The following is a 25,452-nucleotide window of genomic DNA, read 5'->3' as shown; positions in this document are numbered from 1 at the left end:
CCACTTCCCCGCCCGTAGGCTGGTTCCCATGTCGCAGACGCTCACCCCCGCCGCTCCGCAGGACCTGAACGCCCGCCGCCACCGGCTCCGCCGCTACCGCGCCGTCATCTTCGACATGGACGGGGTCATCACGGACACCGCCGGCGTGCACGCGCAGGCGTGGAAGGAGCTCTTCGACGGGGCGCTGCCCGCCGTGGGCGCGCTGCCCGCCAACGCCGCCGTCGTCGCCGCGGACCCGGACGTGCTACGTCCCTTCGACGCCGCCGCCGACTACCTGCACCACGTGGACGGGCGCCCCCGCGAGGACGGGGTCCGCACGTTCTTCGCCTCCCGCGGCCTGCAGGTCCCGGAGGCCGACGCCCCCGAGGCGGACGCGGCCCCGGAGCTGACGGTCCTCGCCCTCGCCGAGCGCAAGCAGGGCTACTTCGAGCAGGTCCTCGAGCGCGACGGCGTCCGCGTGTTCCCGGAGGCCCAGGACCTCCTCGAGCGGCTGCGGGCCAAGGGTGTGCCGGTCGCACTGGTCACCAGCTCCAAGAACTCCCGCGCCGTGCTCACGGCCGGCGGCGTGCTGGACTTCTTCCCCGTGATCGTGGACGGGAACACCGCCGTCGAGCGCGGGCTGCCGGGCAAGCCGGACCCGGCGATGTTCTGGGAGGCCGCCCGCGAGCTGGGCGTCGACGTCGCGGACGCGATGGTCCTCGAGGACGCCGTCTCCGGCGTGAAGGCCGCCTCGGACGGCCGCTTCGGCCTCGTGATCGGCGTGGACCGCGAGCCCGAGCTCGGCAAGGGCCGACTCAAGGCGGCCGGCGCCCACCTGGTGGTCCAGGACTACGGGACCCTGCATCTGGAGGACCGCACCACCACCCCGTTCGACCCCGCGTGGGTGCTGCGCTGGGACCGCTTCGACCCGGCCTCCGAGGGCACGCGCGAGGTGCTGTGCACCCTGGCCAACGGGTACTGGGGCACCCGCGGTGCTGTGCCCGGCACGCGCATCTCCTCCGTCCACTACCCCGGCACCTACATGGCCGGGGTGTTCAACCGGCTGACCTCGATGGTCCAGGGCCGGGTCGTGGAGACCGAGCACATGGTCAACATCCAGGACTGGACCCCGCTCGTGGTGACCCCGCGCCACGGCCGCCCGCTGCTGCCCGGCGAGGAGAACCTCGTGGAGTACGGCCAGGAGATGGACCTGCGCCGCGGCGTGCTCTCCCGCACCATGACCTTCGAGGACGAGCAGGGCCGGCGCACCACGGTCCACACCCGACAGTTCACCTCGCTGGCCAACCGGCACCTCGCCGCGATCGAGCTGACCGTCGTGGCGGAGAACTGGTCCGGGGACCTCACGGTGCGCTCGAAGATCGAGGGCCGCGTGGCCAACCTCAACGTCTCCGACGACCGCACCCTCGCCAACCAGCACCTCGAGCCGGTCCAGGCCCGGGAGATCGACGGCGAGACCGTCCTGCTCGAGACCGCCACCAACCAGTCCGGCATCCACGTGGCCGTGGCCACCCGCACCCGCCAGGTGGCGCCGGTGGGCCACCACGAGCCCATCCGCCGCCCCGTGGACGGCTCGGACCTGGTGGTCGGCCAGGACATCCTCCTCCACGTGGACGAGGGCGTGCCGCTCGTGCTGGAGAAGATCGCCGCCGTCGCCACGAGCCACGACCACGCCAACGCCTCCGTGTGGGAGTCGGCGGTGAAGGACGTCCAGCGCGCCCAGAACTTCCGCAACCTGCTGACCCTGCACGAGCAGCGCTGGGGCACCAACTGGGACCGGTTCTCCGTGCGCATCGACCTGGCCGAGCCGTACCGGCATCAGCGCCGCTCCACGGCGGCGGAGGCCGGCGGCGAATACGCGCCGCCCGTCGTCGACGCCGGCCACTCGGCCCCGGTGGGGTCCGCGGTCCCGATGGGCAAGGACGGCGCGTCGCTGCGCCAGCAGCTCGCCCTGAACCTGCACACGTTCCACGTGCTCCAGACGGCCTACGGCCGCCGCCGGGACCTGGACGCCTCCGTGGGGGCACGCGGCCTGCACGGCGAGGGCTACCGCGGCCACATCTTCTGGGACGAGATCTACGTCTACCCGATGCTCACGCTGCGCCGCCCCGAGATCACCCGGGGCCTGCTGATGTACCGCTACCGGCGTCTCAACGAGGCCCGCGCCAACGCCCAGGCCGCGGGCTGGGCCGGCGCCATGTACCCGTGGCAGTCCGGCGCGGACGGCTCCGAGGAGACGCCCACCGAGCTGTGGAACCCGCGCTCGCGCATGTGGATGCCGGACAACTCCCACAACCAGCGGCACGTCTCCCTGGACATCGCCTACTCGGTGCTGCGGTACATCGAGATCACGAAGGACACGTCCTTCATCTCGGACTACGGCGCGGAGATGCTCGTGGAGATCTCCCGGTTCTTCATGTCCATGACCCTGCACAACGCCGTCACGGACCGCTACGAGATCCACGGCGTCATGGGCCCGGACGAGTTCCACGACGGCTATCCCGAGACCCCCGGCTCCGGCCTGCGCAACAACGCGTACACGAACGTGCTGACCTCGTGGGTGCTCGCGGAGACCGCCCGCCTGGTCCGCTGGCTGGACACGATCGACGACGGCCTGCCCGAGCTCATGGAGATCTCCGAGGAGGAGATCGAGCGCTGGGAGGAGGTCAGCACCCGCCTGACCGTGCCGTTCTTCGAGGAGGGCGAGGAGGCCGGCATCCTCGCCCAGTTCGAGGGCTACCAGGACCTGCTCGAGTTCGACTGGGAGGCCTACCGCGCCAAGTACGGGAACATCGGCCGCATGGACCTGATCCTGCAGGCCGAGGGCGACGCCACCAACCGGTACAAGCTCTCCAAGCAGGCCGACACCCTCATGCTCGGCTACCTGTTCTCCTCCGAGGAGCTGGACCGGATCCTGCGCCGCATGGGCTACGAGCTGCCGCAGGAGGCGTTCGAGCGGATGGTCACGTACTACGAGGCCCGCTCGACGCACGGCTCCACGCTCTCCCGTCTGGTGCACGCGTGGGTGGCGGCCCGCACGGACCCGGACCGCTCGTGGGACCTGTTCACGGAGGCCCTCGAGTCGGACCTCTCGGACACGCAGGGCGGCACCACCAAGGAGGGCATCCACCTGGGCCTGATGGCGGGCACCGTGGACACGGTGATCCGCTGCTACGCGGGCCTCGAGACGCGCGACGACGTCGTCCGGCTGCACCCCCGCATGCCCGCCCAGCTGCCCGGCGCCCGCTTCACCATCCGGTTCCGCCAGCAGCCCGTGGTCATCCACATGACCCAGCGGGAGGTGACGGTGGCCGCGGGCGAGGGCATGTGGCACGACGTGCCGATGATCATCGCCGGCCGCGAGCACACCCTCTCCCCCGGCGAGAAGCTGACGGTCCCGCTGGACTGAGGGCCGCCGTCGTCGGCCACCCCACCCCGTCCCTTTGGGGGCGAAAGTGGGCGGTATCCCGCGCGGATACCGCCCACTTTCGCCCCCGGACGCGGGAGGACGCTGGAGGACACGGGAGGACGCGGCTGCCGCCCCGGCTCAGCGCAGCGGCAGCTCGGCGCGGACCACCCAGCAGCCGCCCAGCGGGCCGGCCATGAGGGTGCCGCCGAACACGGCCACGCGCTCGCGCATGCCGGCCAGGCCGAAGCCGCTGGCCATCGCGACCACCACGCGGTCCCGGCGGGGCTCGCCCTCGTCCATGGGGCTGGCGATGCACAGCACGAGGCGGTCCGCGCCCTCGAGCTCCGAGGTCAGGCGCACCGTGCCGCGGCGCGGGGCGTGCTTGAGGATGTTCGTCACCGACTCCTGCACCACGCGCAGCACGGTCAGCTCCAGGGAGCGCGGCAGCTCCTCCAGCTCGGTCAGCGAGCGCTCCACCGCGAACCCGGCCGCGTGCAGGCGGGCCTCGAACTCGTCGAGGCGGGCCGGCAGGTCCACGACGGCGTCCCCCTCCGCCGTCTGCGCGTTGCGGGAGGAGCCGCGCAGCGCGGTGAGCATGCGGCGCAGGTCCACGAGGGACTGCCGGGCGGCCTGCTCGATGGCCTTCTCCGCGGCGGCCCGCTTCTCCGGGTCCTTCTGGGTGGGCAGCATGGCGGCCTGCATCGAGATCACGGTGAGCCCGTGCGCGACGACGTCGTGCAGCTCCGCCGCGATCCGCTGCCGCTCGGCCTCCGCGGCGCAGGCGGCGGCCTCCTCGGCCCGGCGCAGGGCCGCCTCGCGGTCCCGGGTCCGATGCCGGGACCGGCGGATCATGAAGGCCGGCACCGCCACGCACAGCGCGAGGATGAGCGTGACGACCATGACGCCCTTGAGGCCGTCCTCGTCCGACCACGTGCCGTCCGTGAGGAGCTCGCCCGCGACGGTGAGCAGGATGAGGGCGCCCAGGGCGGACCAGACGAACGCCCGGTGCGAGTACCGCGTCACCATGGCGGCGCCGAGGATGACCCCGCCGGTGAAGGCCTGCGGGGTGAGGTGCGCGTGGTCCGCCTCCACGAGGCCCACCAGACCGAACGTGCTCCCGAGCAGCACGAGCACCGCCGCCAGGGTGGGCTGCCACCCGAACAGCAGCGTGACCAGCACGCTCGCCAGGAACAGGACCCAGCGCAGGAGCGGCTCCCGCCCCTCACCCGTCAGCCCGCCGTCCTCCTCGAGGAGGGCCACGAGTTCGGGATCGGCGCTCAGCCCGGCCGCCACCATGGGCCCCAGCACCAGGGTGAGGATCTCCCCCAGCACCATGAGCCCGACGATCACGTAGAGCACGATCCGCGTGTGCCGGGAGACGGGTTCCGTGCGCAGGATCGCCGGCAGGCGGGATCCCAGGGGGGACTCGGCGGACCCGTGCGACGTCGCCGTAGACCGGGCGGGGGCGGGCGCCGCGGTGCTCATCCGATGTCCACGAGGCCCGCGCGGGCGGCGCGGATGAGGATCTGCACACGGTCGCGGACCTGCCACTTGTCCAGGACCTTGCCGATGTGGGACTTGACCGTGGCCTCGGCGAGGAACAGGGCGCCGGCGATCTCCGCGTTGGAGGCGCCCTTGGCGAGCTCGCGGACCACGTCCAGCTCGCGCTCGGTGAGGCGCTCGTGCGGGGCCAGCGGCTCGGCCGGGCAGGGGGCGGCGTGCCCGGGGGCCGCGGTGACGGCCTCCACCAGGTCCGCGGCCACGCGGGCGGAGAACACGGCGTCCCCGGCGTGGACGCGGCGGATGGCGTCCACCACCTCGGCCGGCGGGGCGTCCTTCACGAGGTAGCCGGCGGCGCCGGCGCGCAGGGCGGGCACGAGGTACTGCTCGGAGGAGAAGGTGGTGATCGCCAGGACGCGCACGCCCGGGGCCTCGGCGGAGATGCGCGCGGTGGCCTCGACGCCGTCCATGTGGGGCATCTGCATGTCCATCAGCACGACGTCGGGGGCCAGCGTGCGGGCCGCCTCGAGGGCCTGGACCCCGTCCTCGGCGGAGCCGACCACCTCGAGGTCCTCGGCCTGGGCCACGAAGTGCTCGAGGGCGGTGCGCATCAACGCCTGGTCGTCGGCCACGACTACTCGGATCATGGCGCCCAGCGTAGGCGGCGCACAGGCCGCCGCGCGTCCGCCGAAGGTCGACGTCGGCCCCCGCCTCGGGGCGGACCGGGCCGGCTCCCGCGCCCGGCCGGCCACCGCAGTCCCGGCGCCTCCGTGGGCAGAACCCACAACCCCGTCGCCTCCGTGGGCAGAACCCACAACCCCGGCGCCTCCGTGGGCAGAAGAGAGGGCACTTCTGCCCACGGAACGCTCTGGCCTGCCGCTTCCGCCCACGGAACCGGGCCGCCCCACCCGGGCCCCGCTCCACCCCCGCGCGTCACCGCGGCAGCAGGAACCAGCCCATCACGGCCATGCCGAGGATCCCGGCGAGCATGGCCGGCAGCAGCACCACGAACAGGTTCCGCCGCGTCACGGCCCAGCCGGGCATGTGCGGCGACTGCGCCCCCGCGGCCATGCCGTGGGCCACCTGGATGCGGGCGGGCCCGGCGACGATGCCCCAGCCGGCGGCCGCGTTGTGCAGGCCGTTGGACCAGGGCGGGGGGACGCCCAGGGCGGCGCCCGTGTCCATCTGCAGGGGGCCGATCAGGGCCATGGCCCCGGTGTTCGAGGCCGTGATGAAGCCGGCGAACGCGCCGAGGAACGGCATCGCCACCAGGTAGGACTCCCCCATCCCGCTGAGTGCGCCCGCGAGCGCCTGCGAGACCCCGCCGGCGGAGAGGATGAGCCCGAACGCCACGTAGAGCGCGTTGGGGATGGCGGTGCCCACCCACAGCTTCCCGGCCTCGCGGGGGACGCGGCGGCGGGCGGCGGCGTCGAGGTGGAGCAGCTGCACGCCCACGCCCACCGCCACGAACGCCCACAGCGCCGGCGTCCCCACGAGGGCCGCCGCCCCCTCGAGCCCGAACGCGCCCTTCACGGTGGTGCCCAGCACGGTGCCGGCCATGAGCGTCAGGTACGGCACCACGTCCCGCCCCGGCCCGGGCAGCAGCCGGCCGCCGCGGATCACGAGCAGCCAGGCCACGGTGAGCACGAACGTGGCGACGGCGCCCGCCGGCGCGGTGCCGACCACGAGGTTCGCCCCCAGGATCAGCGCCCACTGGGCGACCCCGGAGAGCACGGCGACGCCGAGCCAGGGCAGTGTCCGGGCCGGGCCGACGTCGACTCGCATGCCGCGCGCCCCGCGCAGCAGCAGCACCGTGGCCACGCCCGCCACCAGGCAGGCCGGCAGGTTGAACACCGCGGCGGTGACCCCGATCTCCCGGAAGTCCAGGCCGAACAGGCGGGCGCCCATGAGCGTGCCCGGCGCCATGGACCCCCACGGGCCGATGGTGAGCGCGAGGACGGAGATCAGCGCGGACCGGAACGCCGTGTAGCCCAGACCCAGCAGCAGCGGCACACCCACGATCAGGGAGACGCCGAACCCGGTCACGGTCTCGAGGAACGGGATGACGCCGTGCACCATGAGCAGCGCGGTCGCGATCGTGGGGCCGTTGCCCGCCGACAGCCACGCGGCCAGGCGCGCGTGCCCGCCCGAGTACTCCATGACGCGGGACAGGGTGATACCGCCAGCGATGATCGCCAGGATCTCGAGCAGCGTGGGCACGCCGGCGCCGACCGCGCCGCCCAGGTCGCCCGGGGCCACGCCGAAGACCGTGAGGGCCAGCAGCACGGCCACGGCCGTCCCGGCGGCCGGGGCCACCCACGCGGGCAGCCGGGTGAGCAGCAGCACGAGGGTGAGCAGGATGGGTGAGAGCGCGAGCAGCACCTCCACGGCGCACCCCCTCTCCTCGTGTACTGCGCCCCACTGTAGGCGCGGGGTGGGGCCGACACCCCTCCCCTTACTCTGGGGGTCATGACGCAGCCATCCCACCCCGACGACGTCACCCGCGCCCGCCTGATCCCGCCCGTGCCCGTGGCGGTGGCCCCGATGGCCGGCGGCCCCTCGACCCCGGAGCTGGTCGCCGCCGTCGTGGGCGCCGGCATCGGCGGGTTCCTCGCCGGCGGCATGCGGACGGCCGCGCAGATGCGCGCGCAGGTGGACGCGCTGCGCGCGCTGCTGGGCGCGGAGGGACCGGACCGCTGGGGCGTGAACCTGTTCGTCCCGGACGCCGTGAACACAACCATCCCGGCCGCGGCGCGCACGGAGGCGGCACGGTCGGCGCGGGCGGCGGCCGTCGCGGCGTACCGGGAGGACCTGGCGGCCGACGGCGCCGCCGACCTGCCCACCGCCGCGGACGTCGTCCCGGACCCGGACGCCGAACGGGCCGACTTCGACGCCCTGCTCACCGCCGCCGAGGAGCAGGCGTGGCCGCTGGTCTCCTTCACGTTCGGCCTGCCGGCCGCGGACGTGTTCGCCCGGCTGGCCGCCGCGGGCATCCCGGCCGGAGCCACCGTGACGGACGCGACCGAGGCGCGGGCCGCCCTCGAGCACGGCGCCGCGTTCCTCGTGGTGCAGGGCCACCGCGCCGGCGGGCACCGGGGCACGTCGGACCCGGCCGCGAAGCCGACCCGCGCCGAGCTGCCGGCGGTGTTGCCGGCGGTGCGCGACGTCGTCGGGACGGGGGCCACGAGCGCCGTGCCCGTGGTGGCCGCCGGCGGCGTGGGCACCGCCGAGGACGTGCGCGCCCTGCTGACCGCCGGCGCGGACGCCGTCTCGGCCGGCACCGCGTTCCTCCTCACCCCGGAGGCGGGCACCTCGGCGGCGCACCGGGCCGCCGTCGCGGCGTGTGCGGCCGGGACACGCTTCTCCGCTGACGACGGCCGGGCCCGCACCGGCCTGACCCGCGCCTACACGGGGCGGTGGGCGCGGTCGCTGGCCACCGCGTTCATGGCGGAGCACCCGGACGCCCCCGCCGCGTACCCCGAGGTCAACGTCCTGACGAAGGGGCTGCGCGCCGCCGCCGCGGCCGCCGGCGACCTCGAACGCGTCCACCTGTGGGCCGGCACCGAGGCGCACCGGGTCCGGGAGGCGCCGGCCGTCGACGTCCTCGCCTCCCTCACGCCCTGAGGACCGCCCCGGATCATCCCGCGGGCTGACGCCGGCCCCTCCGCCTGCGGCCTAGGCTGGCCCGCGTGAACCCCCTGCGCCGCCTCGACCAGTGGACGCGCCTGCACCCCGTGCGCACCGACGTGATGGCCGCCGCGGCACTGTTCACCGTGCTCGTGGCGCTGCCGTGGATCGCGCTCGGGCCGATGGTCGCCCCGGACCCCCAGGGCCGGCAGACGGCCGTCTCCCTCCTGGCCGGGGCCGGCATGGTCCTGCCGTGGGCCGTGCGTCGGGTGCGCCCGGTGGCCTCGGCCGCCGTCGTGACGGCCGCGGCCGTCCTGCACCTGCTCGCCGGGCCCGAGTTCAGCCTGTCCCTGCTGATGGTGCCGCTCACCGTCTACAACCTCGCTGCAAACGCGCCCCGGAGCGTCTCCGTGGCCGGGCTCCTCCTGGGGCTGGTCGGCGGCGTGGCCAACGGGGTGAAGGTGTGGCTGTTCCCGGCGCAGTTCGTCACCCCCGACGGCCTCACCGTCCGCTCCCCCGCGGAGCCGCTGGCCATGGTCATCATGGCGATCGGCTGCGGGCTCGTGGTGCTCACCGCGTGGGCGTTCGGCGACGTCGTGCGCAACCGCCGCCTCGCCGTGCGCGCCCTCGAGGACCGCGCCCACCGCCTCGAGGTGCAGTCCCGGCAGGAGCGCGAGCTCGCCGCCGCCGACGAGCGCAGCCACATCGCCCGGGAGATGCACGACATCGTCGCCCACTCCCTGCAGGTGATCATCTCCCAGGCCGACGGCGCCCGGTACGCCGCCGCCGCCAAGCCCGCGCTCGCGGTCACCGCGCTCGAGACCATCGGCCAGACCGGCCGTTCCGCGCTCGCGGACATGCGCCAGCTGCTCGGCGTGCTCCGCGAGACCGGCGAGACCGTGGCCGGGGTGCCCGGCGTGACCGACGACGACGCCCGGCGACCCGCCGCCGACGTCGTCGCCTCCCCCGACGGCCGCGGCACCCGCCTGCCCCCGGGCCGCCGGCCCCAGCCGCGACTCGCGGACCTGCCCGCCCTCGTGGAGACGATGCGCCTGTCCGGGCTCGAGGTGTCCCTGCTGGAGACCGGCACACCCCGCCGCACGCTGCCGGCGGGTGGGGAGCTGGCGGCGTACCGGATCGTGCAGGAGGCGCTCACCAACACGCTGCGCCACGGCGGGCCGGACGCGGACGCCTTCGTCACGCTCGCCTGGACGGCGCACGGCCTGGACCTGCAGATCGACGACGACGGCTGCGGCGCCGCCGCCGACCCCGCCACCCGGGGCAGCGGCCAGGGTCTGCGGGGGGCCGCCGAGCGGACGGCCCTGTTCGGCGGGACGCTCGAGACGGGGCCGCGCGTCGGGGCCGGGTACCGCGTGTCCGCCCACCTGCCGTACTCGGCGGTGTGAGGGGTGGCCGCCCCCGTCTCGCCCGCTCACCCCGCCCGACTTGAGAGGATGACCCCATGAGCTCTGAGGAGACCGTCCCCGTCCGCGTGGCCCTGGTGGACGACCAGGCACTGATCCGCTCCGGGCTGGCCATGCTCGTGGACTCGCAGCCGGACCTGACGGTCGTGGCGGAGGCGGGCAGCGGGCGCGAGGCGGTGGCGTCGGTGTCCGTGGCGGGCGCCGACGTCGTGCTGATGGACGTGCGCATGCCGGAGATGGACGGCATCGAGGCCACCCGCGCGCTGCTGCGCCGGCCGGACGCCCCGCGCGTCGTGGTGCTGACCACCTTCGACCTGGACGAGTACGCCTTCGACGCGATCGAGGCGGGCGCCAGCGGCTTCCTGCTCAAGGACGCCCCGCCCGAGGAGCTGCTCGCCGCGATCCGCACGGTGCACCGGGGCGACGCCGTGATCGCCCCGTCCACGACGCGCCGGCTCCTGACGCACATGGCCCCGCGTCTGCGCTCGGACCAGGTCCGCAGCGCCGAGTGCGAGGAGCAGCAGGCGGCCGTGGCGTCGCTGACCCCGCGCGAGCACGAGGTGCTGGTGCTCATGGCGCAGGGCGCCGCGAATCTGGAGATCGCCGCCGAGCTCGTGCTCTCCGAGGCCACGGTGAAGACGCACGTCGGCCGGGTGCTGGCCAAGCTAGGCGCCCGCGACCGCGTGCAGGCCGTGCTCATCGCCCACCGCGCGGGCCTCGTGCAGTTCTGACCCGCCGTTCCGGCACGCCCTGCAGCCCCCGCCCTAGCCCCTGCCCCACCCCTCGTCGAGGCCCGCAGACACGCCGCTACGCCGTCGTCGTAGCGGCGTGTCTGCGGGCCTCAACGGCCGGCCTCGGCGGTCGGCCGGGGCGGTCGGCCGGGGCGGCGGGGCCCTTCCCTGAGCCACTCCCCAGGCGCCTGCCAGCACAATCACAGGTCATACCTGGGTATGAGTCGGACGCCCCGAGGTTCATCCTCATGGCCCTGCCGGTGCGCCCACCCCCTCCGCGATGCTGGACGCAGGCCCCGCAGCGGGTCCGCCGCCGGGGTGCACGCGCCGATGGCCGCCCCGGCCCGACGCGCACTGGAGGAGAGGCACCATGACCGGCAGCATCCTGGACCACCCCACCCCGACGACGTCCCGCGCCTCCGACCCAGCCGCCGAGCAGGCGCAGCGGGACAGTGAATGCGTGGCCTTCTTCGTGGCGCTGGTGACGGCCGCCGTCGTGATGCTGGGCCTGAGCCTGTTCACGGGGGTCGAGGGGCTGCTCCGCCTGGCGCTCACCGCGGGCGCCGGCCTGCTCGCCGGCGCCGTCGCGTGGGCCACCGCCCGCCCCGTCCTGGAGGACGACGCCCCGGGCGACTGACCCGGCCGCGCCCTCAGGGCCGCAGGCCGCGCAGGTACGTGTCCAGCAGCCAGCCCCGCTGGTCCGGGCCGTGGCCCAGCAGCGCGCACTCCGGCGACCGGGTGACCATGAGCAGGCCGAACAGGTAGTCCGCCCCGGTCACGTCCGGGCCCACGAGCCCGGCCCGCCGCGCCTCGGCCACCACCTGGTCCGCGAGCTCGAGGATCACACGCTCGGCCTCGGCGATGAGGGCCTCGGGCGGCCGGTCGGCGGGGTCGAAGTCGTCCCGGGCCGCCGCGAGCGAGGCCAGGTTCACGGCCCCCAGGTCCTCCGCGAGCCTCCGCCACCGCGCCTCGGTCCCACCGCCGTGCCCGTCCCCGCCCACCCCGTCGAGGAAGGCCTGCAGGATCCCCCGGTGCGGGCCACGACGTCCTCGAGCACGGCGTCCAGCAGATCCCGACGCGTGGGGAAGTGCCGGTACAGCGTCCCCACGCCGACCCCGGCCTCCTGCGCCACCCCGCGCAGGGACATCGCCGCCCCCTGGGTGGCGATGAGACGGCCGGCGGCCGCCAGCAGGTCCTGGCGGTTGGCGCGGGCGTCGGCTCTCATGTCCCCATCATCCCACTCCACCCCGCACCGCCCGGCGGCGGGGACCTGACGCCCTCGGGTCCACGCCTCGCCGGCCCGCCTCATCCCCGGGCATGACCCGCCGCCCGCGGAGGTGGTCCCCTCCTCCGATCCGCCCCGCCGGGTCCGCGCGGGAGAGTGGCCGCCATGGACACCTCTTCCCCCGCACACCCCTTCTCCCCCACGACCCCCGGCCCCGTCGCGCCGGGGCCGGGCACGCCGTCGTCGTCCGCCACCACGACGACGGCGCCCGCCGTCTGCGCCCGCGGCCTCACCCGCGCCTACGGGCGCGGTGACGCGCAGGTGCACGCCCTGCGCGGGGTGGACGTGGACTTCGCCTCGGGCGCGTTCACCGCGATCATGGGGCCCTCGGGGTCGGGCAAGTCGACGCTCCTGCACTGCCTGGCCGGGCTGGACGCGCGGACCTCGGGCTCCGTGAGGATCGGCGGCACGGAGATCACAGGACTGGACGACACCGCCCTGACCCGCCTGCGCCACCGCCCGCACGAGCTCTCGGGCGGTCAGCAGCAGCGCGTCGCCGTCGCCCGCGCCCTGCTCACCCGACCGGGCGTCGTGTTCGGGGACGAGCCCACCGGCAACCTGGACACCGCCACCTCCACCGAGGTGTGAGCAGGCGGGGCGCGGTGCGTGCGAGCCGCGCCCCACAGCTCGGCGCCGGTCCGCGGCCCCGGCGACGCGCCCGAGACCTCGTGACGGGGTCCCGGGCGCGCCCTACGCTGAGCCGCATGAGCGAGACCCTCCTCGCTGCCCCTGCCGCCCCCGCCGGCTCCCCCGCCTGGATCGACTACACCGCCCCCGACTTCGCCCGCCAGCAGGCCTTCTACGAGGCCCTCTTCGGCTGGTCCTTCACCGACTCCGGCGAGGAGTTCGGCCACTACCGCATGATCACCAAGGACGGCGCCTCCGTGGGCGGCGCCATGGACGCCGACCAGCTCTCGCAGATGACCGGCGAGGACGCCCCGCCCGCCGCGTGGACCGTGTACCTGCGCACACAGGACATGGACGCCACCCTCACCGCCGTGCGGGAGAACGGCGGCGCCGTGCTCGTGGACGCCATGCCCGTCGGCGACCTCGGTGTGATGGCCATGGCCGAGGGCCCGGGCCACGAGGTGGTGGGCTTCTGGCAGTCCGGCACCTTGGCCGGCCATGACCTGCCGCTCACCCCCGGCACCTCCGTGTGATTCGAGCTCATGACGACCCGCTTCGACGAGTCCGCCGAGTTCTACCGCGCCGTGGCCGGCTGGCAGCCCACCCCGCTGGGGGACGACGGCGCCCCGGAGGACACGCAGACCGCGGCCGACGCCGAGGACGCGGCCCACGACGGCCCCCGCTACGCGACGAACCACCCGTTCGACCGCGCGACCGCGGGCCTGTGCGACGCGCGGGCCTGGCTGCCGCCGAACGCGGTGGGGTACTGGCGCATGTACATCGCCGTCGCGGACACGGACCGCGCGCTCGAGGTGATCCGCGAGCACGGCGGCACGGTCCTGGACGGCCCCCAGGACTCCCCGTTCGGCCGCGTCACCACCGTGCAGGACCCCGCCGGGGCCACGTTCCAAATCAACGAGCCGCCCGCGCAGGGCTGACCTGCGCCGCGGCCCTCACTCCTGCGCGGCGCGCCGGCCGTCGGAACGGCGGTAGGCCATCGCGAGCACGGCCCCGGAGAGGTTATGCCAGATCGAGAACACGGCGCCCGGCAGGGCCGCCGCCGGCGAGATGTACTGCGCGGCGAGGCCCGCGGCCAGGCCCGAGTTCTGCATGCCGACCTCGATCGAGACCGTGCGCGCCACGGGCGTGGGCAGCCGGAACAGCTTCGCCGCGCCGTAGCCGAGCAGGTAGCCGAGCCCGTTGTGCAGCACCACCGCTGCGAACACCAGCAGGCCCGCCGACAGCACGCGGGAGGCGCTGTTGCCGACGACGGCGGCCACCACCAGCGCGATGAACACCACCGAGACCCACGGCAGGGCGGGCAGCACGCGGTCGACGACGCGGCGCAGCAGCAGGCGCACGACGAGTCCGCCCAGGACCGGCAGGAGCACGATGTTCACGATGGACTTGGCCATGGCGCCGCCGTCGACGGCCATGTACTGGCCGGCCAGCCACAGGGTGAGCAGCGGCGTGAGCAGCGGGGCCAGGAGCGTGGACACGGAGGTCATGGCCACGGAGAGGGCTGTGTCGGCGCGGGCGAGATAGCTGACCACGTTCGAGGACGTGCCGCCCGGGGTCGAGCCCACGAGGATCACGCCCGCCGCGAGCTCGGGCGGCAGCTGGAGCACGACGGCGACGCCGAGCCCCAGCAGCGGCATGATCGCGTACTGCGCCACCACGCCCAGCAGCACGGGCAGCGGCCGGCGGGCGACGAGGCCGAAGTCCGGAAGGGTCAGCGTCAGGCCCATGCCGAACATGATGATCCCGAGGAACAGGTTCACCTGGGGCAGCAGCGTCTTCGCGGCGGTCGGGGCGAGGAAGCCCACGAGCGCGGCGGCGAGCACCAGCAGCGGGAAGACGGTGACGGCGATGCGCGCGGAGCGGTCTTCCGCGCGGCGGGCGTCGGTGGGGGCGGGATCCGGTGCGGTCATCCCGTCATGGTAGGAGCGCGACCGCGGTGCGTCGTCGCGTGACGCGGCGCCGTCGTCGGCCTTCCGGAATCTTCTGCGCCCCTGACCCTTCTGGACGTCCGCTCCCGCCCCAGAAGGGTCAGTTCCGCAGACGATCCTCCGCGCCACCGGCGTCGAGACCGCCACGCTCCGCGATCGCGGCCCGCACCAGCCCCGCCGTCTCGACGAATCCCCGCCACCGGTCCGTCCCCGCCACCCGGATGTTGAGCCAGCCCTGACGCAGGAACACCGCGTCCCGGCGGGTGTCCTTGCCGACCTGCGCGGCGCCGTCGTGGGTCTTGCCCTCGTAGTGGATCGCGATCCGCCACCGCCGGTAGCCGAGGTCCGCGCTGGCGGGGTGCCACAGCGAGTAGTCGGGGTCCCAGAGCTCGATCTGCAGGTCCGGCTCGGGCAGCCCCGCGGCCATCAGGGCCAGGCGCAGCTCGGTCTCGGCCGGGGAGTCGGACCCGGTGCGCACGAGCGCCAGCGCCTCCCGCGCCCGCACGATCCCGGCCTCGCCCGTGTGCCGCTCGAGCGCGGCACCGAGCTCGCGGCGGGTGGCCAGCGCGACCTTCCCCCGCCGCTCGTCCTCCCGTGCCAGCCGATCCCCCACCGCCACGAGCGCGTCCCGGTCCAGGACGGTGGCCAGATGGAACCAGGTGTCGGCGTGAGAGGTCCAGCGCAGCCCATGCAGCCGGTCCCGCCGCACGATGACGCGGTCCAGGTCCACGAGCCGGGTGCGCACGCCGGGCTCCCGCAGCACCCGGCGGGTGCGGGACCGCAGGACGGTGGGGCGCACCCGGGCCTTCACGTCGTCCGGGAGGGGCCAGCCCAGCAGCCGGGCCACGGACTCGCCGGTCACCACGACGTCGGGACGCATCGCCGCCAGGTCCTGCAGCCGGGACAGCTCGGTGGCGAGGGGACGTGCGGGCGGCGTCGCCCCGGTGACGGGGCCGATCCAGCGGTAGTGGCCGTGCGTGACGCGTTCGACGTCCCGGCTGCGCAGCCGCGACCCCGACACCCCGGCGGCCAGCGCCTGCGCCCGCGTGAACGGGGCGTCCTGGAGGTGGGCGGGGAAGGGTCCGGGCACGCGCATGGCCCCGATCCTGCTCGCTCCCGACGCCGGCGGGCCCGGTTGTCCACAGGCCCTGCGGAGACGTCGGGGCGACGTCGTCGTGGGCGTCCTGCCGCGCGCGGGGAATCCGTTGCGCATCTGACCCTTCTGGGCCTCCGCGGAGCGCCCAGAAGGGTCGGATCCGCAGAAGATTCCGGGATCATCCGCTCAGCCCGTACTCCTTCAGCATCTTCCGGGCCTCCTGGGTGCCGGCCCTCTGCAGCTCGAGCAGCTGCGCGTAGATCCCGCCTGACTCGGCCAGCTCGGCCGGGGTCCCGATCTCCTGCACCTGCCCGCCGCGCAGCGTGACGATCCGGTCGACGGACGCGATCGTGCTCAGCCGGTGCGCCACGATCAGGCTCGACCGCCCCACCATCAGGTCCTCGAGGGCCGCCTGCACGAGCCGTTCGGACTTCGTGTCCAGTGCGGAGGTGGCCTCGTCCAGCACGAGGATCGGTGCGTCCTTGAGCACGGCCCGCGCCACCGCGATCCGCTGCTTCTGCCCGCCGGACAGCCGCAGCCCGCGCTCGCCGATCACCTGTTCGTAGCCGTCGTCGAACGCCTCCACGAACCGGTGCGCGTACGCGGCCTCGGCGGCGGCCCGGACGCGCTCGTCGGAGGCGTCGGGGTCCGCGTAGGCGATGTTCTCGCGCACCGTCCCGGAGAACAGGCTCGGCTCCTGGAACACGGTGGCGATCCGCCCGCGCAGCACGGCCAGGTCCAGCCCGGCGACGTCCTGTCCGAACACCTCGATGCGTCCGCTCGTCACCGGGTACAGACCCAGCAGCAGGTGCGCGATGGTCGACTTCCCGCCGCCCGACTCGCCCACGAGCGCCACCCTGGCACCCCGCGGGATGTCGAAGGACACGCGGTCCAGCACGGGGCGGGAGGCGTCGGCGTCGTAGGCGAAGGAGACCTCGTCGAAGCGCACGGCCGGCACGTCCGCGGGGACGTCCGGCGCACCCGGCACGACGTCGGCCCGCGGCTCCGCCGGCACGCGCGGTGCGTCCGCGCTCGCCACCGCGAGCGCCGCCCCGCCGGCCCGCTCGCGTTCCTCGGCGAGCACCTCGAAGTAGTCCTTCGACCCGGCGACGGCGCGCTGGGCGGAGTCCACGAGGAAGCTCATGGAGAAGATCGGCTGCCGGGCCATGTTCATCAGCTGCAGGAGGATCACCATGTCGCCCACGGAGAACAGGCCCTGCGCGGTGCGGACGAACACGATCAGGTACATCGCGCCGAAGGCCACGTTCAGGGCGAGCCGCCGCCCGGCGTCCATGCCGTGCCAGAACCGGGACTGCTGCCGGGTGATCCCCACGGTCCGCAGGAACCGGTCGCGGAACCCGGTGAGCTCCTGCTCCTGCCGGTTGTAGGCCCGCACCACGGACATCTGGGAGACCACCTCGGCGAACCGCCCCGAGGCGATGTCCACCTCCGTGTTCTTCTCCCCCTCCCACACCTGCCACTTCGCGGAGGTCCGCGCGGTGAGCCACATGTACACGGGGAAGACGACGGCCAGCAGGATCGCCAGCGGCCACCAGTAGAACGCCATGATCACGAGCACCGCAGCGGTGGTGATGAGCATGGTGAACGCGTTGTTCGCGAAGAACTGCAGGAACTGGGTGAGCTCGTTGATGGTGCGGTTCAACCGGTTGACGACCTGCCCGGTGATCGCGGTGTCGAAGTACCGCTGGGGCAGGTGCAGCAGCTGCTCGAAGTACCGCGTGGAGAGGATGGCGCGCATGCGCGCGGCCATCACGTCGCCCCAGTAGCCGCCGACACTCGCCACCAGGGTGGTCGCCACCTCGACGGCGAGGAACGCGACCGCCAGCCAGGTCACCGCGGTGACGGCCTCGGCCACACCGGTCTCCCCCGCGACGGCGGCGACGATCCGGTCCGTGGCCGCACCGATCAGGAACGGGGTGGCCAGGGCCAGCACCGCGGCCAGCACGGAGCTGACGGCGATGCCGAGGTAGAGGCGGTGGAGCTGGGGCGCGAAGCGCAGGATGCGGAGCAGCGACGTCACCGGGCCAGGCTAGTGGCCGGGGCGGACATCAGCGCGGGCCGGCCGGCCCGCGCGGACGTCAGAACGGGGGCGCTGCGGCGACGGCGGCCAGCACGGGGTGCAGCAGCGGGGCCACGCCGTGCCCGCCCGGTGCGGCCGGGGCGGCGGGGTCCATCCAGTGCAGCTCGACGATCTCGTCCGTCGGCTCGGGGACCTCGTGCCGGGCGACGGGCCGCCACAGCGCGAACACCTCCGAGTGCAGGGCGGCGCCGGGCTCGTTGGCGGCGGCGGTGTCCCACGCGCCCAGGCGGGTCAGCTCGTCCGGGCGCAGGCGCAGCCCGGTCTCCTCGGCCACCTCGCGGACGGCGGTGTCCACGGGGTCCTCGCCCGGCAGGTGCTTGCCGCCGGGGAACATGAACATGGCGGTGCCGGCCTTGCGGACGGTCAGCACGCGGCGGTCCGGGCGGGCCAGCACGACGGCGGAGACGCGGATGACCTCCCCGGCCGCGACGGTCGGGGTGCGGGCGGAGTCGGAGGGGGAAGGACTCATGCCCCCATCATCCTCCCCGCGCGGCTCAGAGGAGCGTGAGCCCCACCTTCACGGCGATTCCCAGCATGAGCACGCCCACCACGGCGTCCACGATCCGCCACGTCCGCGCCGAGTCCATGGACGGGGCGAGCTTCGTGCCGCCCCAGCCGAGCGCGGTGAACCACACGAGCGAGGCCGCCACCGCACCGCCCACGTACGCCCACTTCGCCGCCCCGAACGTCTGCGCGAAGGTGCCCATCATGACCACGGTGTCGAGGATGGCGTGCGGGTTCACCAGGGAGACGGACAGCGCCAGCAGGATGATCCGCGGCAGCGGCGTCTGCGGGCGGTCCAGCGCCACGCGGCGCGGCTGCACGCGCTGCCGCACCGTCACCGACCCGCCGCCTGAGGGGGCGCCGAAGCCGGGCGCGCCGTCGTCGTGATGCCCGACGCCGGCCCCGGCCGGCTCGCGCTCGGCCAGGCGGCCGGTCACCGGGTCGATCAGCGGCAGCTCACCGGTGAGGACCGCGAGGTCGATGCGGTCGGGGCCGTGCCCGGTCCCCTCGACGTCCGCGGCCGCGGTGCTGAGGGTCCGGTCCCCGCGCCAGGCGGAGCGCAGCGCGCCCGCGGCGAACCCGAGGAGGTAGACCACGCCGGCCACGGTCAGCGCGGGCACGAGCCACGGCCAGCGCTCGGCCACCACGCCCACGCCGCCGGCGCCGAGCACGAGCAGCGCCACATCGGCCACGAAGCACACGGTCAGGACGGTCCACACGCGGTCGCGTCGGACGATCTGGCGCAGCAGGAACAGGGTCTGCGCGCCGATGGCGACGATGAGGGCGAGGTAGGTCAGGAATCCGGTGGCGAAGATGGTCACCGAGCGAGGATAGGAGCCGTCCCACGTCCGTGCCATCGCGATCTTCTTCAGGATCTGAAGACATCCTTCATGGCCACCCCTACCCTGGACCGCATGAACTCCGACCACCTGCGCGCCCTCGTCGCGGCCGTCGACCACGGCACCTTCGACGCCGCCGCGGACTCCCTGCGGATCTCCGGCTCGGCCTTCTCGCAGCGGATCAAGGCCCTGGAGCGGCAGGTGGGCCAGGTGCTCCTGGCCCGCACCGTCCCCGTCCGGCCGACCGCGGCCGGAGAGCGCATGCTCCGTCTCGCCCGGCAGACCCTCGCGCTCGAGGACGAGGCGCTCGCCGCGCTCGGCCGGGGTGACGGCGGCCGCGTGCCGCTGCGCGTGGCCCTCAACGCGGACTCCCTCGACACGTGGTGGGAGCCCGTGCTGCGCGAGGCGGCGACGTGGGACGACGTCGTCCTGCAGATGCAGTCCGAGGACCAGGAGCACACCGCCGTCCTGCTGCGGGACGGCGCGGTCGTGGCGGCCGTGACGGACGACCCCACGCCCGTGGCCGGGTGCACCTCCACCCCGCTGGGCACGATGCGCTATCACGCGGTGTGCGCGTCCTTCCTGCTGGAGCTGCACCGCGACGCGCGGGGCCGGGTCGACTTCGGCACGCTGCCGATCGTGGACTACGGCCCCCGCGACGGCCTGCAGCACACGGTGCTGCGCCGCGTCACCCGCGGCCGGCCCGTGGCCGACCCACCGACCCACCTCGTGCCGTCCGTGCACGCGTATCTGCGGGCGGTGGAGCTCGGGCTGGGCTGGGGCATGCTCCCCTCGGTGCAGATCCCGCCGGGCGTGCTCGAGGGCCGGCACCCCGACCTCGAGACGATCCCGGCCCTCGGCGCGGCCGACGTGCACCTGCACTGGCAGCGCTGGACGGCCGGGACCGCGGCTCTGGACCGCCTCACGGACGCGGTGCTGCGCGCCGCGCCCTCCGCCGGGGACACCGCGGACTGACGGGCGCATTCGAGACCCGCCCCGGACGCGCCGCGACCCCCGCCGGAGGGACGGGGGTCGCGGTCACGGGCCGCTCGGGGCGGCCGGGGTCGGGTCAGCGGCCGTCGCCGGTGCCCGGGCGGCGGGTGGCGTCGCCCTCGGTGCGCACGTCGCCGGCGCGGTCGTCCACGCGGTGCACGTCGTGGTCACGGTGCGCGCCGGCCACGTGGTGGTCGCGGCGCACGTGCTCGGCGTGCACCTCACGCTTGCGGCGACCGGCCAGGCCCGCCAGGCCCAGCAGGCCGGCCAGGCCCCACAGGCCCCAGTTGCCGTTGTCGTCCTTCTCCTCCTCCTGGGGGGCGGGCGACTCGGAGGCCGGTGCCGTGGTGGCGGTCTCGGTGGCCGGGGCCGTGGTCTGCGCGACGGCGGCGGGGGCACCGAGGCCGGTGACGACGGCGGCGCCGAGGGTCAGGGCGGTGGCGGTGCGGCGGATGTCAGTCATGATCGTGCTCCTCTCACCGGCGGCCTGCGCCGACCGGCGTCGGGGTGGATCGGCCGGAAGTCCCGGACGACCCTTTCGGTCATACACAGGCACCGTACGCACAGGGGGGTGGGGATACGTCAACGGTTGCCGTCCCGGGGTCAGGGCCGGCCGGCCCGGGCGGAGCCGCAGCAGGAGCCCGCAGCCCCCGGCCCGGCGCGCCCCGGGGTGCAGGGCACGACGACGTCGAAACGCGTCCACCCGCCCTCGGACGCCACGGTCACGTCCCCGCCATGGCTGCGCGCGATCGAGCGCACGATGGCCAGACCCAGACCCGTGGACGGCTCCGTGCCCGAGGCGCTCGTCCGGCCCTTCCCGGGGCCGCGGACGAAGCGGTGGAAGAGGGTGGCGTGTCGGTCGGCCGGGATGCCGCCGCCGTCGTCGTGGACGCTGACGAGCATGAGGCCGGGCCGGGGCCGGTCCTCCCGCACGGAGGCCGTGACGGTGGTCCCGACGGGGGTGTGCTTGGCCGCGTTGGAGAGCAGGTTGCCGACCACGCGGGCCAGCTGCGACCGGTCGCCGGTGACGGACCGCTGGGTGCCCGGCTCCGCCCCCTCGGGCAGGTCCACCACCCATGTGTGGTCCGGCCACGCCGCGCGGGCGTCCATCACGCCCTCGAGGACCACCTCGGACAGGTCCACCTGTTCGGCCAGCGCCACCTCCCCGGAGGGCTTCAGGCCCATGGCCCGGCCGCGCGAGACGGACTCGAGCCGTTCGAGCAGGAGCATGTCGTCCACGAGGGCGGCCATCCGGTCGGCCTGGAACAGCACCCGGTCGAGCGACCGCCGGCCGGTCGCGGAGAGCTCCTCCGTCATCGCGATCATCTCGGCGTAGCCGCGCACCGAGGCGAGCGGCGTGCGCAGCTCGTGGGAGGCGTCCGCCATGAACCGGCGCATCTGCTGCTCCTGCACGCGGCGCTGCTCCAGGGCCGCCTCGACCGAGCCGGTGAACCGGTCGAGCGCCTGGGCGACGACGGCCACCTCGTCCGGCCCCTGCAGGAGCCGAGGCGGCATGCGTGAGTCCTCCGGATCGAGCCCGGCGCGGGCCATGTCCACCTGGGCGACCCGCTCGGCGACGGCGGCGACCTCGCGCAGCGGGGCCAGTCCCCGACGCAGCCACAGGGTCACCAGGATCGCGGTGGTGAGGACGGTGACGGACAGTCCGACGGCGACCGCGAGCAGCGCCTGCCGTGTGACGTCGGACATGGCGCCCGTCGGCGCCCCCACCACGAGCACCTGGTCCGCGGCCACCCAGGGGCCCGGCGCGGTCAGGGTCTGGGCCTGGACGCGATAGGAGACGTCGCCGACGACGGCGTCCAGCATCGGCCCGCCCGGCCGGTCCCGGAGGGCGTGCAGAAGGTCGTGGGCCTCCCGCGCCGTGAGCGGCACGGACTCCCCGGCGTCACCGACCCGGTGCCCGATGAGGGCGTCCTGCTGATGCTCCTCCAGACCGGAGAGCGGGACGAGCGCGACCACCGTGCCCTCGGGCTGGCCGAGGGTGCCCGGCACGCGGAGGTCCCCCTGCCCCGGGCCGCCGTCGCCCCCTCCGCCCGGCGAGGGGGCCGTCAGCTGCTCCGAGGCGCGGATCCATGCTTCGGAGGCGTCCCGGGAGGCGGATTCGGTCAGCAGGGCCTTCGTGATGCCGGCCGCGTAGAACGAGTAGGCCAGGATGGTGGCCATCAGGATCAGAAGGACGCCGGCGCCGATGCGTCGGGCCAGCGACGTGGGCCGCCTGCGGCGGGTGCTGCCGTGCCCCGACGGGACCGCGGCGGTCTCAGGCAGGCCGGATGACATACCCGGCGCCGCGGATGGTGTGGATCATGGGATCCCGGTCCGCGTCGATCTTCTTCCGCAGGTAGGAGATGTACAGCTCGACGATGTTCGCGCGGCCGCCGAAGTCGTAGCCCCAGACGTCCTGCAGGATGCGCTCCTTGGAGAGCACCGTGCGGACGTTGGCCATGAGGAACTTCAGCAGGTTGTACTGCGTGGCCGTCAGCTCGATCTCGTCGCCGCCGCGGGTCACCTCGTGGGTGCGGGTGTTCATCACCAGGTCGCCGACCACGAGCACCTCGGAGCCGCCCGAGACCACGCCGGAGCGCTGCACGAGCCGGTGCGCGCGGATGAGCACCTCCTCCATGGAGAAGGGCTTGGTCACGTAGTCGTCGCCGCCGGCGGCCAGGCCCGCCACGCGGTCCTCGGTCGCGTCCTTGGCGGTGAGGAACATGGCGGGCATCTCCGACCAGTGGGCGCGCAGGCGATCCAGGACGTCCAGGCCGTCCATGTCCGGCAGCATGACGTCCAGGATCGCCAGGTCCGGACGGCCGGCGGTGCCCAGCTCGGCGGCGGTCGCGCCGTCGTGGGCCACGATCACCTCCCAGCCGCAGAGGGTGAAGCCCATGGAGAGCAGGTCGGCGATCATCGGCTCGTCGTCCACGACGAGCACCCGCACCGGCGCGCCGTCCGGGTGCGAGAGCTCGGGCAGGACCTTCTTCAGCTCCGCCATGGATGACGGGCCGGTGGTGCTCTGGATGGGGCTCACAAGGTTCCTCTACGTTCAAGAGACGGTTCACGGTGCCCACGCGGACGTCGCGGGCTGCGGGGGACGAGCGCCTCGCGACGGAGGGGCGACGCCGTTCCGGGGGATGGCGGACGGGCGGCGACCGGAGGCCGGGGGGTGCGCGGATCCCCCCTCGACGGAGCCCCATGCTACGCGGATCAGCCGGGTCGGCCCAGAGTCTTCTCGGATTGCGGACATCAGCGTGACTCGTCACAGCCCTGACGCATCCGGCGGCGCCACCGGGGCCGCCCTGTGCTGACGCCGCGCCGCGTGGCCGGCGTCAGTCGACCGGCTTCATGGCCCAGTGCGTGGCCAGGGTGCCGAACATGTGGGTCTCGTGGCCGATGTTCACGAAGCCGGCCTCGGCGAAGAGGTCCGCGACCTCGTCCGGCGTGTGGAACGCCTTCGTCGAGGAGGACAGGTACGCGTAGGCCTCGGGCCGGTCGGCGATCAGCTTCGCGAGCTGCGGCATCACCCGGTGGATGTAGAAGGAGGAGAACGGCTTGAGCACGTTGTCCGGCGCCGGCGACGTCTCGAGGGCCGCGACCCAGCCGCCGGGCCGCAGCACGCGGAACTGCTCGGCGAGAGTCGCCGGGATGTCCGCGACGTTGCGCAGCAGGTAGCCGTGGGTCACGGCGTCGAACGAGTCGGCCTCGAACGGCAGGTCCGTCGCGTCCGCGACGACCCACTCGATGCGGTCCCCGCCCGCGCGGGCACGGCCGACCTCCATCATCTCGGCGGCGATGTCCGCGCCCACCACCTGTGCGTCGGGGTGCTGCTTGAGCACCTCGAACGCGAGGTCGCCGGTGCCGGTGGCCAGGTCGAGCACGCGGGCCTGCGCGGGGATGTTGGCCCGCGCCACCGTGTGGCGCACCAGGCGCGGCTCCTGACCCCATGTCATGACGGCGTTCATCAGGTCGTAGCGGCCGGCGATGGCGTCGAACATCGCGGAGACCCGGTCGTGGTGGTCGGCGGCGCCGCGCTGCGCGTCGCCGCGCGGGGCGGGGAGGGGGTTCTGGCTCACCAGGCCACCGTATCCCGCCCACCTCCCCCGACGACGCCCCTCACCGGGATTGCACAGGGGCGTTAGGTTGCCCTAACCTTCCGGAGTTACCTCACGTCAGTGTTTGCTAATGCCGGCCCGGCAGGGCCGACGCATCCTCCGACCGCAGACCCGACCCCCTCCGCCCGGCGCCCGCGCGTCGCGACCGTGAAAGGCCACCACCATGGCACCGTCCCCCCTGTCCCGCCGCTCCCTCCTCGCCGGCGGGGGAGTCGGCCTCACCCTCCTGCTCGCCGCGTGCTCCACCGGCCCGGCCGGAGGCTCGGCCTCGTCCTCGTCGGCCGGTGCGTCGTCGTCGGACGCCGCGGGCGGGGACGCCGCGTTCCCGCGCAGCATCGAGCACGTCTACGGCACCACCGAGATCCCGCAGCGCCCGACCCGCGTGGCCACCGTGTCCTGGGTGAACCAGGACGTGGCCCTCGCCCTCGGGGTGGTGCCGGTGGGCATGGCCGCCGTGGAGTTCGGCGGGAACGCGGAGAAGTCCACCGACTGGTTCGACGCGAAGCTCGCCGAGACCGAGGGCGCCCAGAAGCCCGTGCAGTGGTCCGAGGCCTCGGGCATCGACGCCGAGGCGATCGCCGCCGTGAAGCCGGACGTCATCCTCGCCGTCTACTCCGGCATCACGCAGGAGGACTACGACCGCCTCTCGAAGATCGCCCCCACCGTGGCCTACCCGAAGGACGTCCCCGCCTACGGCACCTCGTGGCAGCAGTCCACGGAGGTCATCGGCCGCGTGCTCGGCAAGGAGCAGGAGGCGGAGGAGCTCATCGCGGACCTCGAGCAGCAGATCAAGGACGCGGGCGAGAAGCACTCGGACCTCCAGGGCGCGTCCTTCGTCTACGGCACCATCGACCCCGCCGCCGCGGACCAGATCAGCATCTACACGGACGTGGACAACCGCCCGAAGTTCCTCGAGCTGCTCGGCATGGAGCAGGCGTCGGTGGTCACGGAGAACTCCCCGGAGGACCAGGCGTTCTTCTTCACGTGGTCGCCCGAGCGCGCGGACGAGCTGGAGTCGGACGTGTTCGTCTCCTGGGCCGCCGAAGACTCGGTCCGCGAGGCCATCGAGTCCGACCCCCTGCTGGGCTCGATCCCGGCCGTGGAGGCCGGCGCCCTCGTCCTGCAGACGGACGAGCAGGAGGTCCTCTCCGTCTCCGCGATCTCTCCGCTGTCCATCCCGTTCGCGCTCGAGAAGGTCGTCCCGCCGATCGCCGAGGCCGCGCAGACCACGCGGGGCTGATCCCTCCCC

23 protein-coding genes and 1 pseudogene are annotated in these 25,452 nt (G+C 74.4%); 10 read left to right on the top strand and 14 right to left on the bottom strand.

The window, feature by feature from the left end; all coding sequences use genetic code 11:
• Nucleotides 1–28 precede the first annotated feature (28 nt).
• Entirely contained in the window at nucleotides 29–3,406 is a 3,378-nt protein-coding gene (locus KVS67_RS08190) for a beta-phosphoglucomutase family hydrolase (protein ID WP_145951464.1), read from the top strand.
• A 138-nt stretch (nucleotides 3,407–3,544) separates the two neighbouring features.
• On the opposite strand, the gene KVS67_RS08185 is transcribed toward KVS67_RS08190, so the two are convergent.
• From KVS67_RS08185 to KVS67_RS08175, 3 genes are all read right to left on the bottom strand, one after another.
• Nucleotides 3,545–4,891, bottom strand: coding sequence for a sensor histidine kinase (locus tag KVS67_RS08185; RefSeq protein ID WP_217565236.1), 1,347 nt, complete (start codon nucleotides 4,889–4,891; stop codon nucleotides 3,545–3,547).
• Nucleotides 4,888–5,553: a response regulator transcription factor gene (locus KVS67_RS08180; protein WP_217565235.1), complete on the bottom strand. Its 666-nt coding sequence runs from the start codon at nucleotides 5,551–5,553 to the stop codon at nucleotides 4,888–4,890. The genes KVS67_RS08185 and KVS67_RS08180 overlap by 4 nt, the downstream gene beginning before the upstream one ends.
• A 286-nt stretch (nucleotides 5,554–5,839) precedes the next feature.
• A complete protein-coding gene (locus tag KVS67_RS08175; protein WP_217565234.1) occupies nucleotides 5,840–7,294 on the bottom strand; it encodes an L-lactate permease in 1,455 nt (484 codons plus the stop codon).
• A gap of 81 nt (nucleotides 7,295–7,375) precedes the next feature.
• Here KVS67_RS08175 and KVS67_RS08170 point away from each other — a divergent pair, with 81 nt between their 5' ends.
• The 4 genes from KVS67_RS08170 to KVS67_RS08155 all read left to right on the top strand — a co-directional run bounded on the left by KVS67_RS08170 (nucleotide 7,376) and on the right by KVS67_RS08155 (nucleotide 11,325).
• The gene (locus tag KVS67_RS08170) at nucleotides 7,376–8,530 is read left to right on the top strand and encodes a nitronate monooxygenase family protein (RefSeq protein ID WP_217565233.1); all 1,155 of its coding nucleotides are present in this window, start codon (nucleotides 7,376–7,378) and stop codon (nucleotides 8,528–8,530) included.
• Between the two features lie 65 nt (nucleotides 8,531–8,595).
• Nucleotides 8,596–9,939, top strand: a complete 1,344-nt coding sequence (locus KVS67_RS08165; RefSeq protein ID WP_063189408.1) for a sensor histidine kinase — start codon at nucleotides 8,596–8,598, stop codon at nucleotides 9,937–9,939.
• Nucleotides 9,940–9,995: 56 nt separating this feature from the next.
• Nucleotides 9,996–10,688, top strand: coding sequence for a response regulator transcription factor (locus KVS67_RS08160; protein ID WP_036316208.1), 693 nt, complete (start codon nucleotides 9,996–9,998; stop codon nucleotides 10,686–10,688).
• A gap of 370 nt (nucleotides 10,689–11,058) precedes the next feature.
• Complete coding sequence (locus KVS67_RS08155; protein WP_020625619.1) at nucleotides 11,059–11,325, top strand: hypothetical protein; 267 nt, start codon at nucleotides 11,059–11,061, stop codon at nucleotides 11,323–11,325.
• 13 nt (nucleotides 11,326–11,338) lie between these two features.
• Here the strand turns inward: KVS67_RS08155 and KVS67_RS14075 are convergent, their stop codons facing one another.
• Complete coding sequence (locus KVS67_RS14075; protein WP_228070425.1) at nucleotides 11,339–11,620, bottom strand: hypothetical protein; 282 nt, start codon at nucleotides 11,618–11,620, stop codon at nucleotides 11,339–11,341.
• Nucleotides 11,617–11,913 (bottom strand): TetR/AcrR family transcriptional regulator, encoded by a 297-nt coding sequence (locus KVS67_RS14070; protein WP_231866303.1) that lies wholly within the window; start codon nucleotides 11,911–11,913, stop codon nucleotides 11,617–11,619. Before KVS67_RS14070 ends, KVS67_RS14075 begins: the two co-directional genes overlap by 4 nt.
• Nucleotides 11,914–12,078: 165 nt before the next feature.
• Here KVS67_RS14070 and KVS67_RS08145 point away from each other — a divergent pair.
• The 3 genes and pseudogenes from KVS67_RS08145 to KVS67_RS14060 form a co-directional block, all read left to right on the top strand.
• Nucleotides 12,079–12,558 (top strand): annotated as a pseudogene (locus KVS67_RS08145) (ABC transporter ATP-binding protein); the annotation flags it as partial.
• Between the two features lie 119 nt (nucleotides 12,559–12,677).
• Nucleotides 12,678–13,133 (top strand): VOC family protein, encoded by a 456-nt coding sequence (locus tag KVS67_RS14065; RefSeq protein WP_231866301.1) that lies wholly within the window; start codon nucleotides 12,678–12,680, stop codon nucleotides 13,131–13,133.
• 9 nt (nucleotides 13,134–13,142) lie between these two features.
• Nucleotides 13,143–13,538, top strand: a complete 396-nt coding sequence (locus KVS67_RS14060) for a VOC family protein (protein WP_228070611.1) — start codon at nucleotides 13,143–13,145, stop codon at nucleotides 13,536–13,538.
• A gap of 15 nt (nucleotides 13,539–13,553) precedes the next feature.
• On the opposite strand, the gene KVS67_RS08135 is transcribed toward KVS67_RS14060, so the two are convergent.
• The 5 genes from KVS67_RS08135 to KVS67_RS08115 form a co-directional block, all read right to left on the bottom strand.
• Nucleotides 13,554–14,531, bottom strand: a complete 978-nt coding sequence (locus KVS67_RS08135) for a bile acid:sodium symporter family protein (RefSeq protein WP_063189406.1) — start codon at nucleotides 14,529–14,531, stop codon at nucleotides 13,554–13,556.
• A gap of 118 nt (nucleotides 14,532–14,649) precedes the next feature.
• Nucleotides 14,650–15,645 carry a hypothetical protein gene (locus KVS67_RS08130; RefSeq protein ID WP_044659313.1) on the bottom strand — a complete coding sequence of 332 codons (996 nt, stop codon included), beginning with the start codon at nucleotides 15,643–15,645 and terminating at the stop codon, nucleotides 14,650–14,652.
• 178 nt (nucleotides 15,646–15,823) lie between these two features.
• On the bottom strand, nucleotides 15,824–17,686 hold the full coding sequence (locus KVS67_RS08125; protein WP_217565232.1) for an ABC transporter ATP-binding protein: 1,863 nt from the start codon (nucleotides 17,684–17,686) through the stop codon (nucleotides 15,824–15,826).
• A 58-nt stretch (nucleotides 17,687–17,744) separates the two neighbouring features.
• Nucleotides 17,745–18,215 carry an NUDIX domain-containing protein gene (locus tag KVS67_RS08120; protein WP_002855389.1) on the bottom strand — a complete coding sequence of 157 codons (471 nt, stop codon included), beginning with the start codon at nucleotides 18,213–18,215 and terminating at the stop codon, nucleotides 17,745–17,747.
• Between the two features lie 25 nt (nucleotides 18,216–18,240).
• A complete protein-coding gene (locus KVS67_RS08115; RefSeq protein ID WP_227717951.1) occupies nucleotides 18,241–19,071 on the bottom strand; it encodes a LysE/ArgO family amino acid transporter in 831 nt (276 codons plus the stop codon).
• 69 nt (nucleotides 19,072–19,140) lie between these two features.
• On the opposite strand from KVS67_RS08115, the gene KVS67_RS08110 reads away from it, so the two are divergent.
• Nucleotides 19,141–20,064, top strand: a complete 924-nt coding sequence (locus KVS67_RS08110) for an ArgP/LysG family DNA-binding transcriptional regulator (protein ID WP_082067595.1) — start codon at nucleotides 19,141–19,143, stop codon at nucleotides 20,062–20,064.
• 94 nt (nucleotides 20,065–20,158) lie between these two features.
• On the opposite strand, the gene KVS67_RS08105 is transcribed toward KVS67_RS08110, so the two are convergent.
• The 4 genes from KVS67_RS08105 to KVS67_RS08085 form a co-directional block, all read right to left on the bottom strand.
• Nucleotides 20,159–20,545, bottom strand: coding sequence for a WGxxGxxG family protein (locus tag KVS67_RS08105; RefSeq protein WP_044659315.1), 387 nt, complete (start codon nucleotides 20,543–20,545; stop codon nucleotides 20,159–20,161).
• Between the two features lie 140 nt (nucleotides 20,546–20,685).
• The gene (locus KVS67_RS08100) at nucleotides 20,686–22,263 is read right to left on the bottom strand and encodes a cell wall metabolism sensor histidine kinase WalK (RefSeq protein ID WP_235281271.1); all 1,578 of its coding nucleotides are present in this window, start codon (nucleotides 22,261–22,263) and stop codon (nucleotides 20,686–20,688) included.
• Between the two features lie 94 nt (nucleotides 22,264–22,357).
• Nucleotides 22,358–23,086, bottom strand: coding sequence for a response regulator transcription factor (locus KVS67_RS08090; RefSeq protein ID WP_044659339.1), 729 nt, complete (start codon nucleotides 23,084–23,086; stop codon nucleotides 22,358–22,360).
• A 334-nt stretch (nucleotides 23,087–23,420) separates the two neighbouring features.
• Nucleotides 23,421–24,164 (bottom strand): ubiquinone/menaquinone biosynthesis methyltransferase, encoded by a 744-nt coding sequence (locus tag KVS67_RS08085; protein ID WP_044659316.1) that lies wholly within the window; start codon nucleotides 24,162–24,164, stop codon nucleotides 23,421–23,423.
• Nucleotides 24,165–24,366: 202 nt separating this feature from the next.
• Between KVS67_RS08085 and KVS67_RS08080 the strand changes: the two genes are divergently transcribed.
• The gene (locus KVS67_RS08080; protein ID WP_217565231.1) at nucleotides 24,367–25,443 is read left to right on the top strand and encodes an iron-siderophore ABC transporter substrate-binding protein; all 1,077 of its coding nucleotides are present in this window, start codon (nucleotides 24,367–24,369) and stop codon (nucleotides 25,441–25,443) included.
• The last annotated feature ends 9 nt before the right edge of the window (nucleotides 25,444–25,452 follow it).

The sequence above is a fragment of the Micrococcus sp. GbtcB5 genome, from assembly GCF_019091605.1.
GTDB classification, from domain to species: domain Bacteria; phylum Actinomycetota; class Actinomycetes; order Actinomycetales; family Micrococcaceae; genus Micrococcus; species Micrococcus luteus.
The sequence above is the reverse complement of the archived record's forward strand: the minus strand, read 5'-3'. Positions and strand labels throughout refer to the sequence as shown.

Excerpts from the sequence above, each read along its gene's own strand:
- KVS67_RS08190 (WP_145951464.1), top strand. The coding sequence starts at position 29 with ATGTCGCAGACGCTCACCCCCGCCGCTCCGCAGGACCTGAACGCCCGC.
- KVS67_RS08185 (WP_217565236.1), bottom strand. The coding sequence starts at position 4,891 with ATGAGCACCGCGGCGCCCGCCCCCGCCCGGTCTACGGCGACGTCGCAC.
- KVS67_RS08180 (WP_217565235.1), bottom strand. The coding sequence starts at position 5,553 with ATGATCCGAGTAGTCGTGGCCGACGACCAGGCGTTGATGCGCACCGCC.
- KVS67_RS08170 (WP_217565233.1), top strand. The coding sequence starts at position 7,376 with ATGACGCAGCCATCCCACCCCGACGACGTCACCCGCGCCCGCCTGATC.
- KVS67_RS08160 (WP_036316208.1), top strand. The coding sequence starts at position 9,996 with ATGAGCTCTGAGGAGACCGTCCCCGTCCGCGTGGCCCTGGTGGACGAC.
- KVS67_RS08155 (WP_020625619.1), top strand. The coding sequence starts at position 11,059 with ATGACCGGCAGCATCCTGGACCACCCCACCCCGACGACGTCCCGCGCC.
- KVS67_RS14070 (WP_231866303.1), bottom strand. The coding sequence starts at position 11,913 with ATGAGAGCCGACGCCCGCGCCAACCGCCAGGACCTGCTGGCGGCCGCC.
- KVS67_RS14065 (WP_231866301.1), top strand. The coding sequence starts at position 12,678 with ATGAGCGAGACCCTCCTCGCTGCCCCTGCCGCCCCCGCCGGCTCCCCC.
- KVS67_RS14060 (WP_228070611.1), top strand. The coding sequence starts at position 13,143 with ATGACGACCCGCTTCGACGAGTCCGCCGAGTTCTACCGCGCCGTGGCC.
- KVS67_RS08135 (WP_063189406.1), bottom strand. The coding sequence starts at position 14,531 with ATGACCGCACCGGATCCCGCCCCCACCGACGCCCGCCGCGCGGAAGAC.
- KVS67_RS08130 (WP_044659313.1), bottom strand. The coding sequence starts at position 15,645 with ATGCGCGTGCCCGGACCCTTCCCCGCCCACCTCCAGGACGCCCCGTTC.
- KVS67_RS08120 (WP_002855389.1), bottom strand. The coding sequence starts at position 18,215 with ATGAGTCCTTCCCCCTCCGACTCCGCCCGCACCCCGACCGTCGCGGCC.
- KVS67_RS08110 (WP_082067595.1), top strand. The coding sequence starts at position 19,141 with ATGGCCACCCCTACCCTGGACCGCATGAACTCCGACCACCTGCGCGCC.
- KVS67_RS08105 (WP_044659315.1), bottom strand. The coding sequence starts at position 20,545 with ATGACTGACATCCGCCGCACCGCCACCGCCCTGACCCTCGGCGCCGCC.
- KVS67_RS08100 (WP_235281271.1), bottom strand. The coding sequence starts at position 22,263 with ATGGCCACCATCCTGGCCTACTCGTTCTACGCGGCCGGCATCACGAAG.
- KVS67_RS08090 (WP_044659339.1), bottom strand. The coding sequence starts at position 23,086 with ATGGCGGAGCTGAAGAAGGTCCTGCCCGAGCTCTCGCACCCGGACGGC.
- KVS67_RS08080 (WP_217565231.1), top strand. The coding sequence starts at position 24,367 with ATGGCACCGTCCCCCCTGTCCCGCCGCTCCCTCCTCGCCGGCGGGGGA.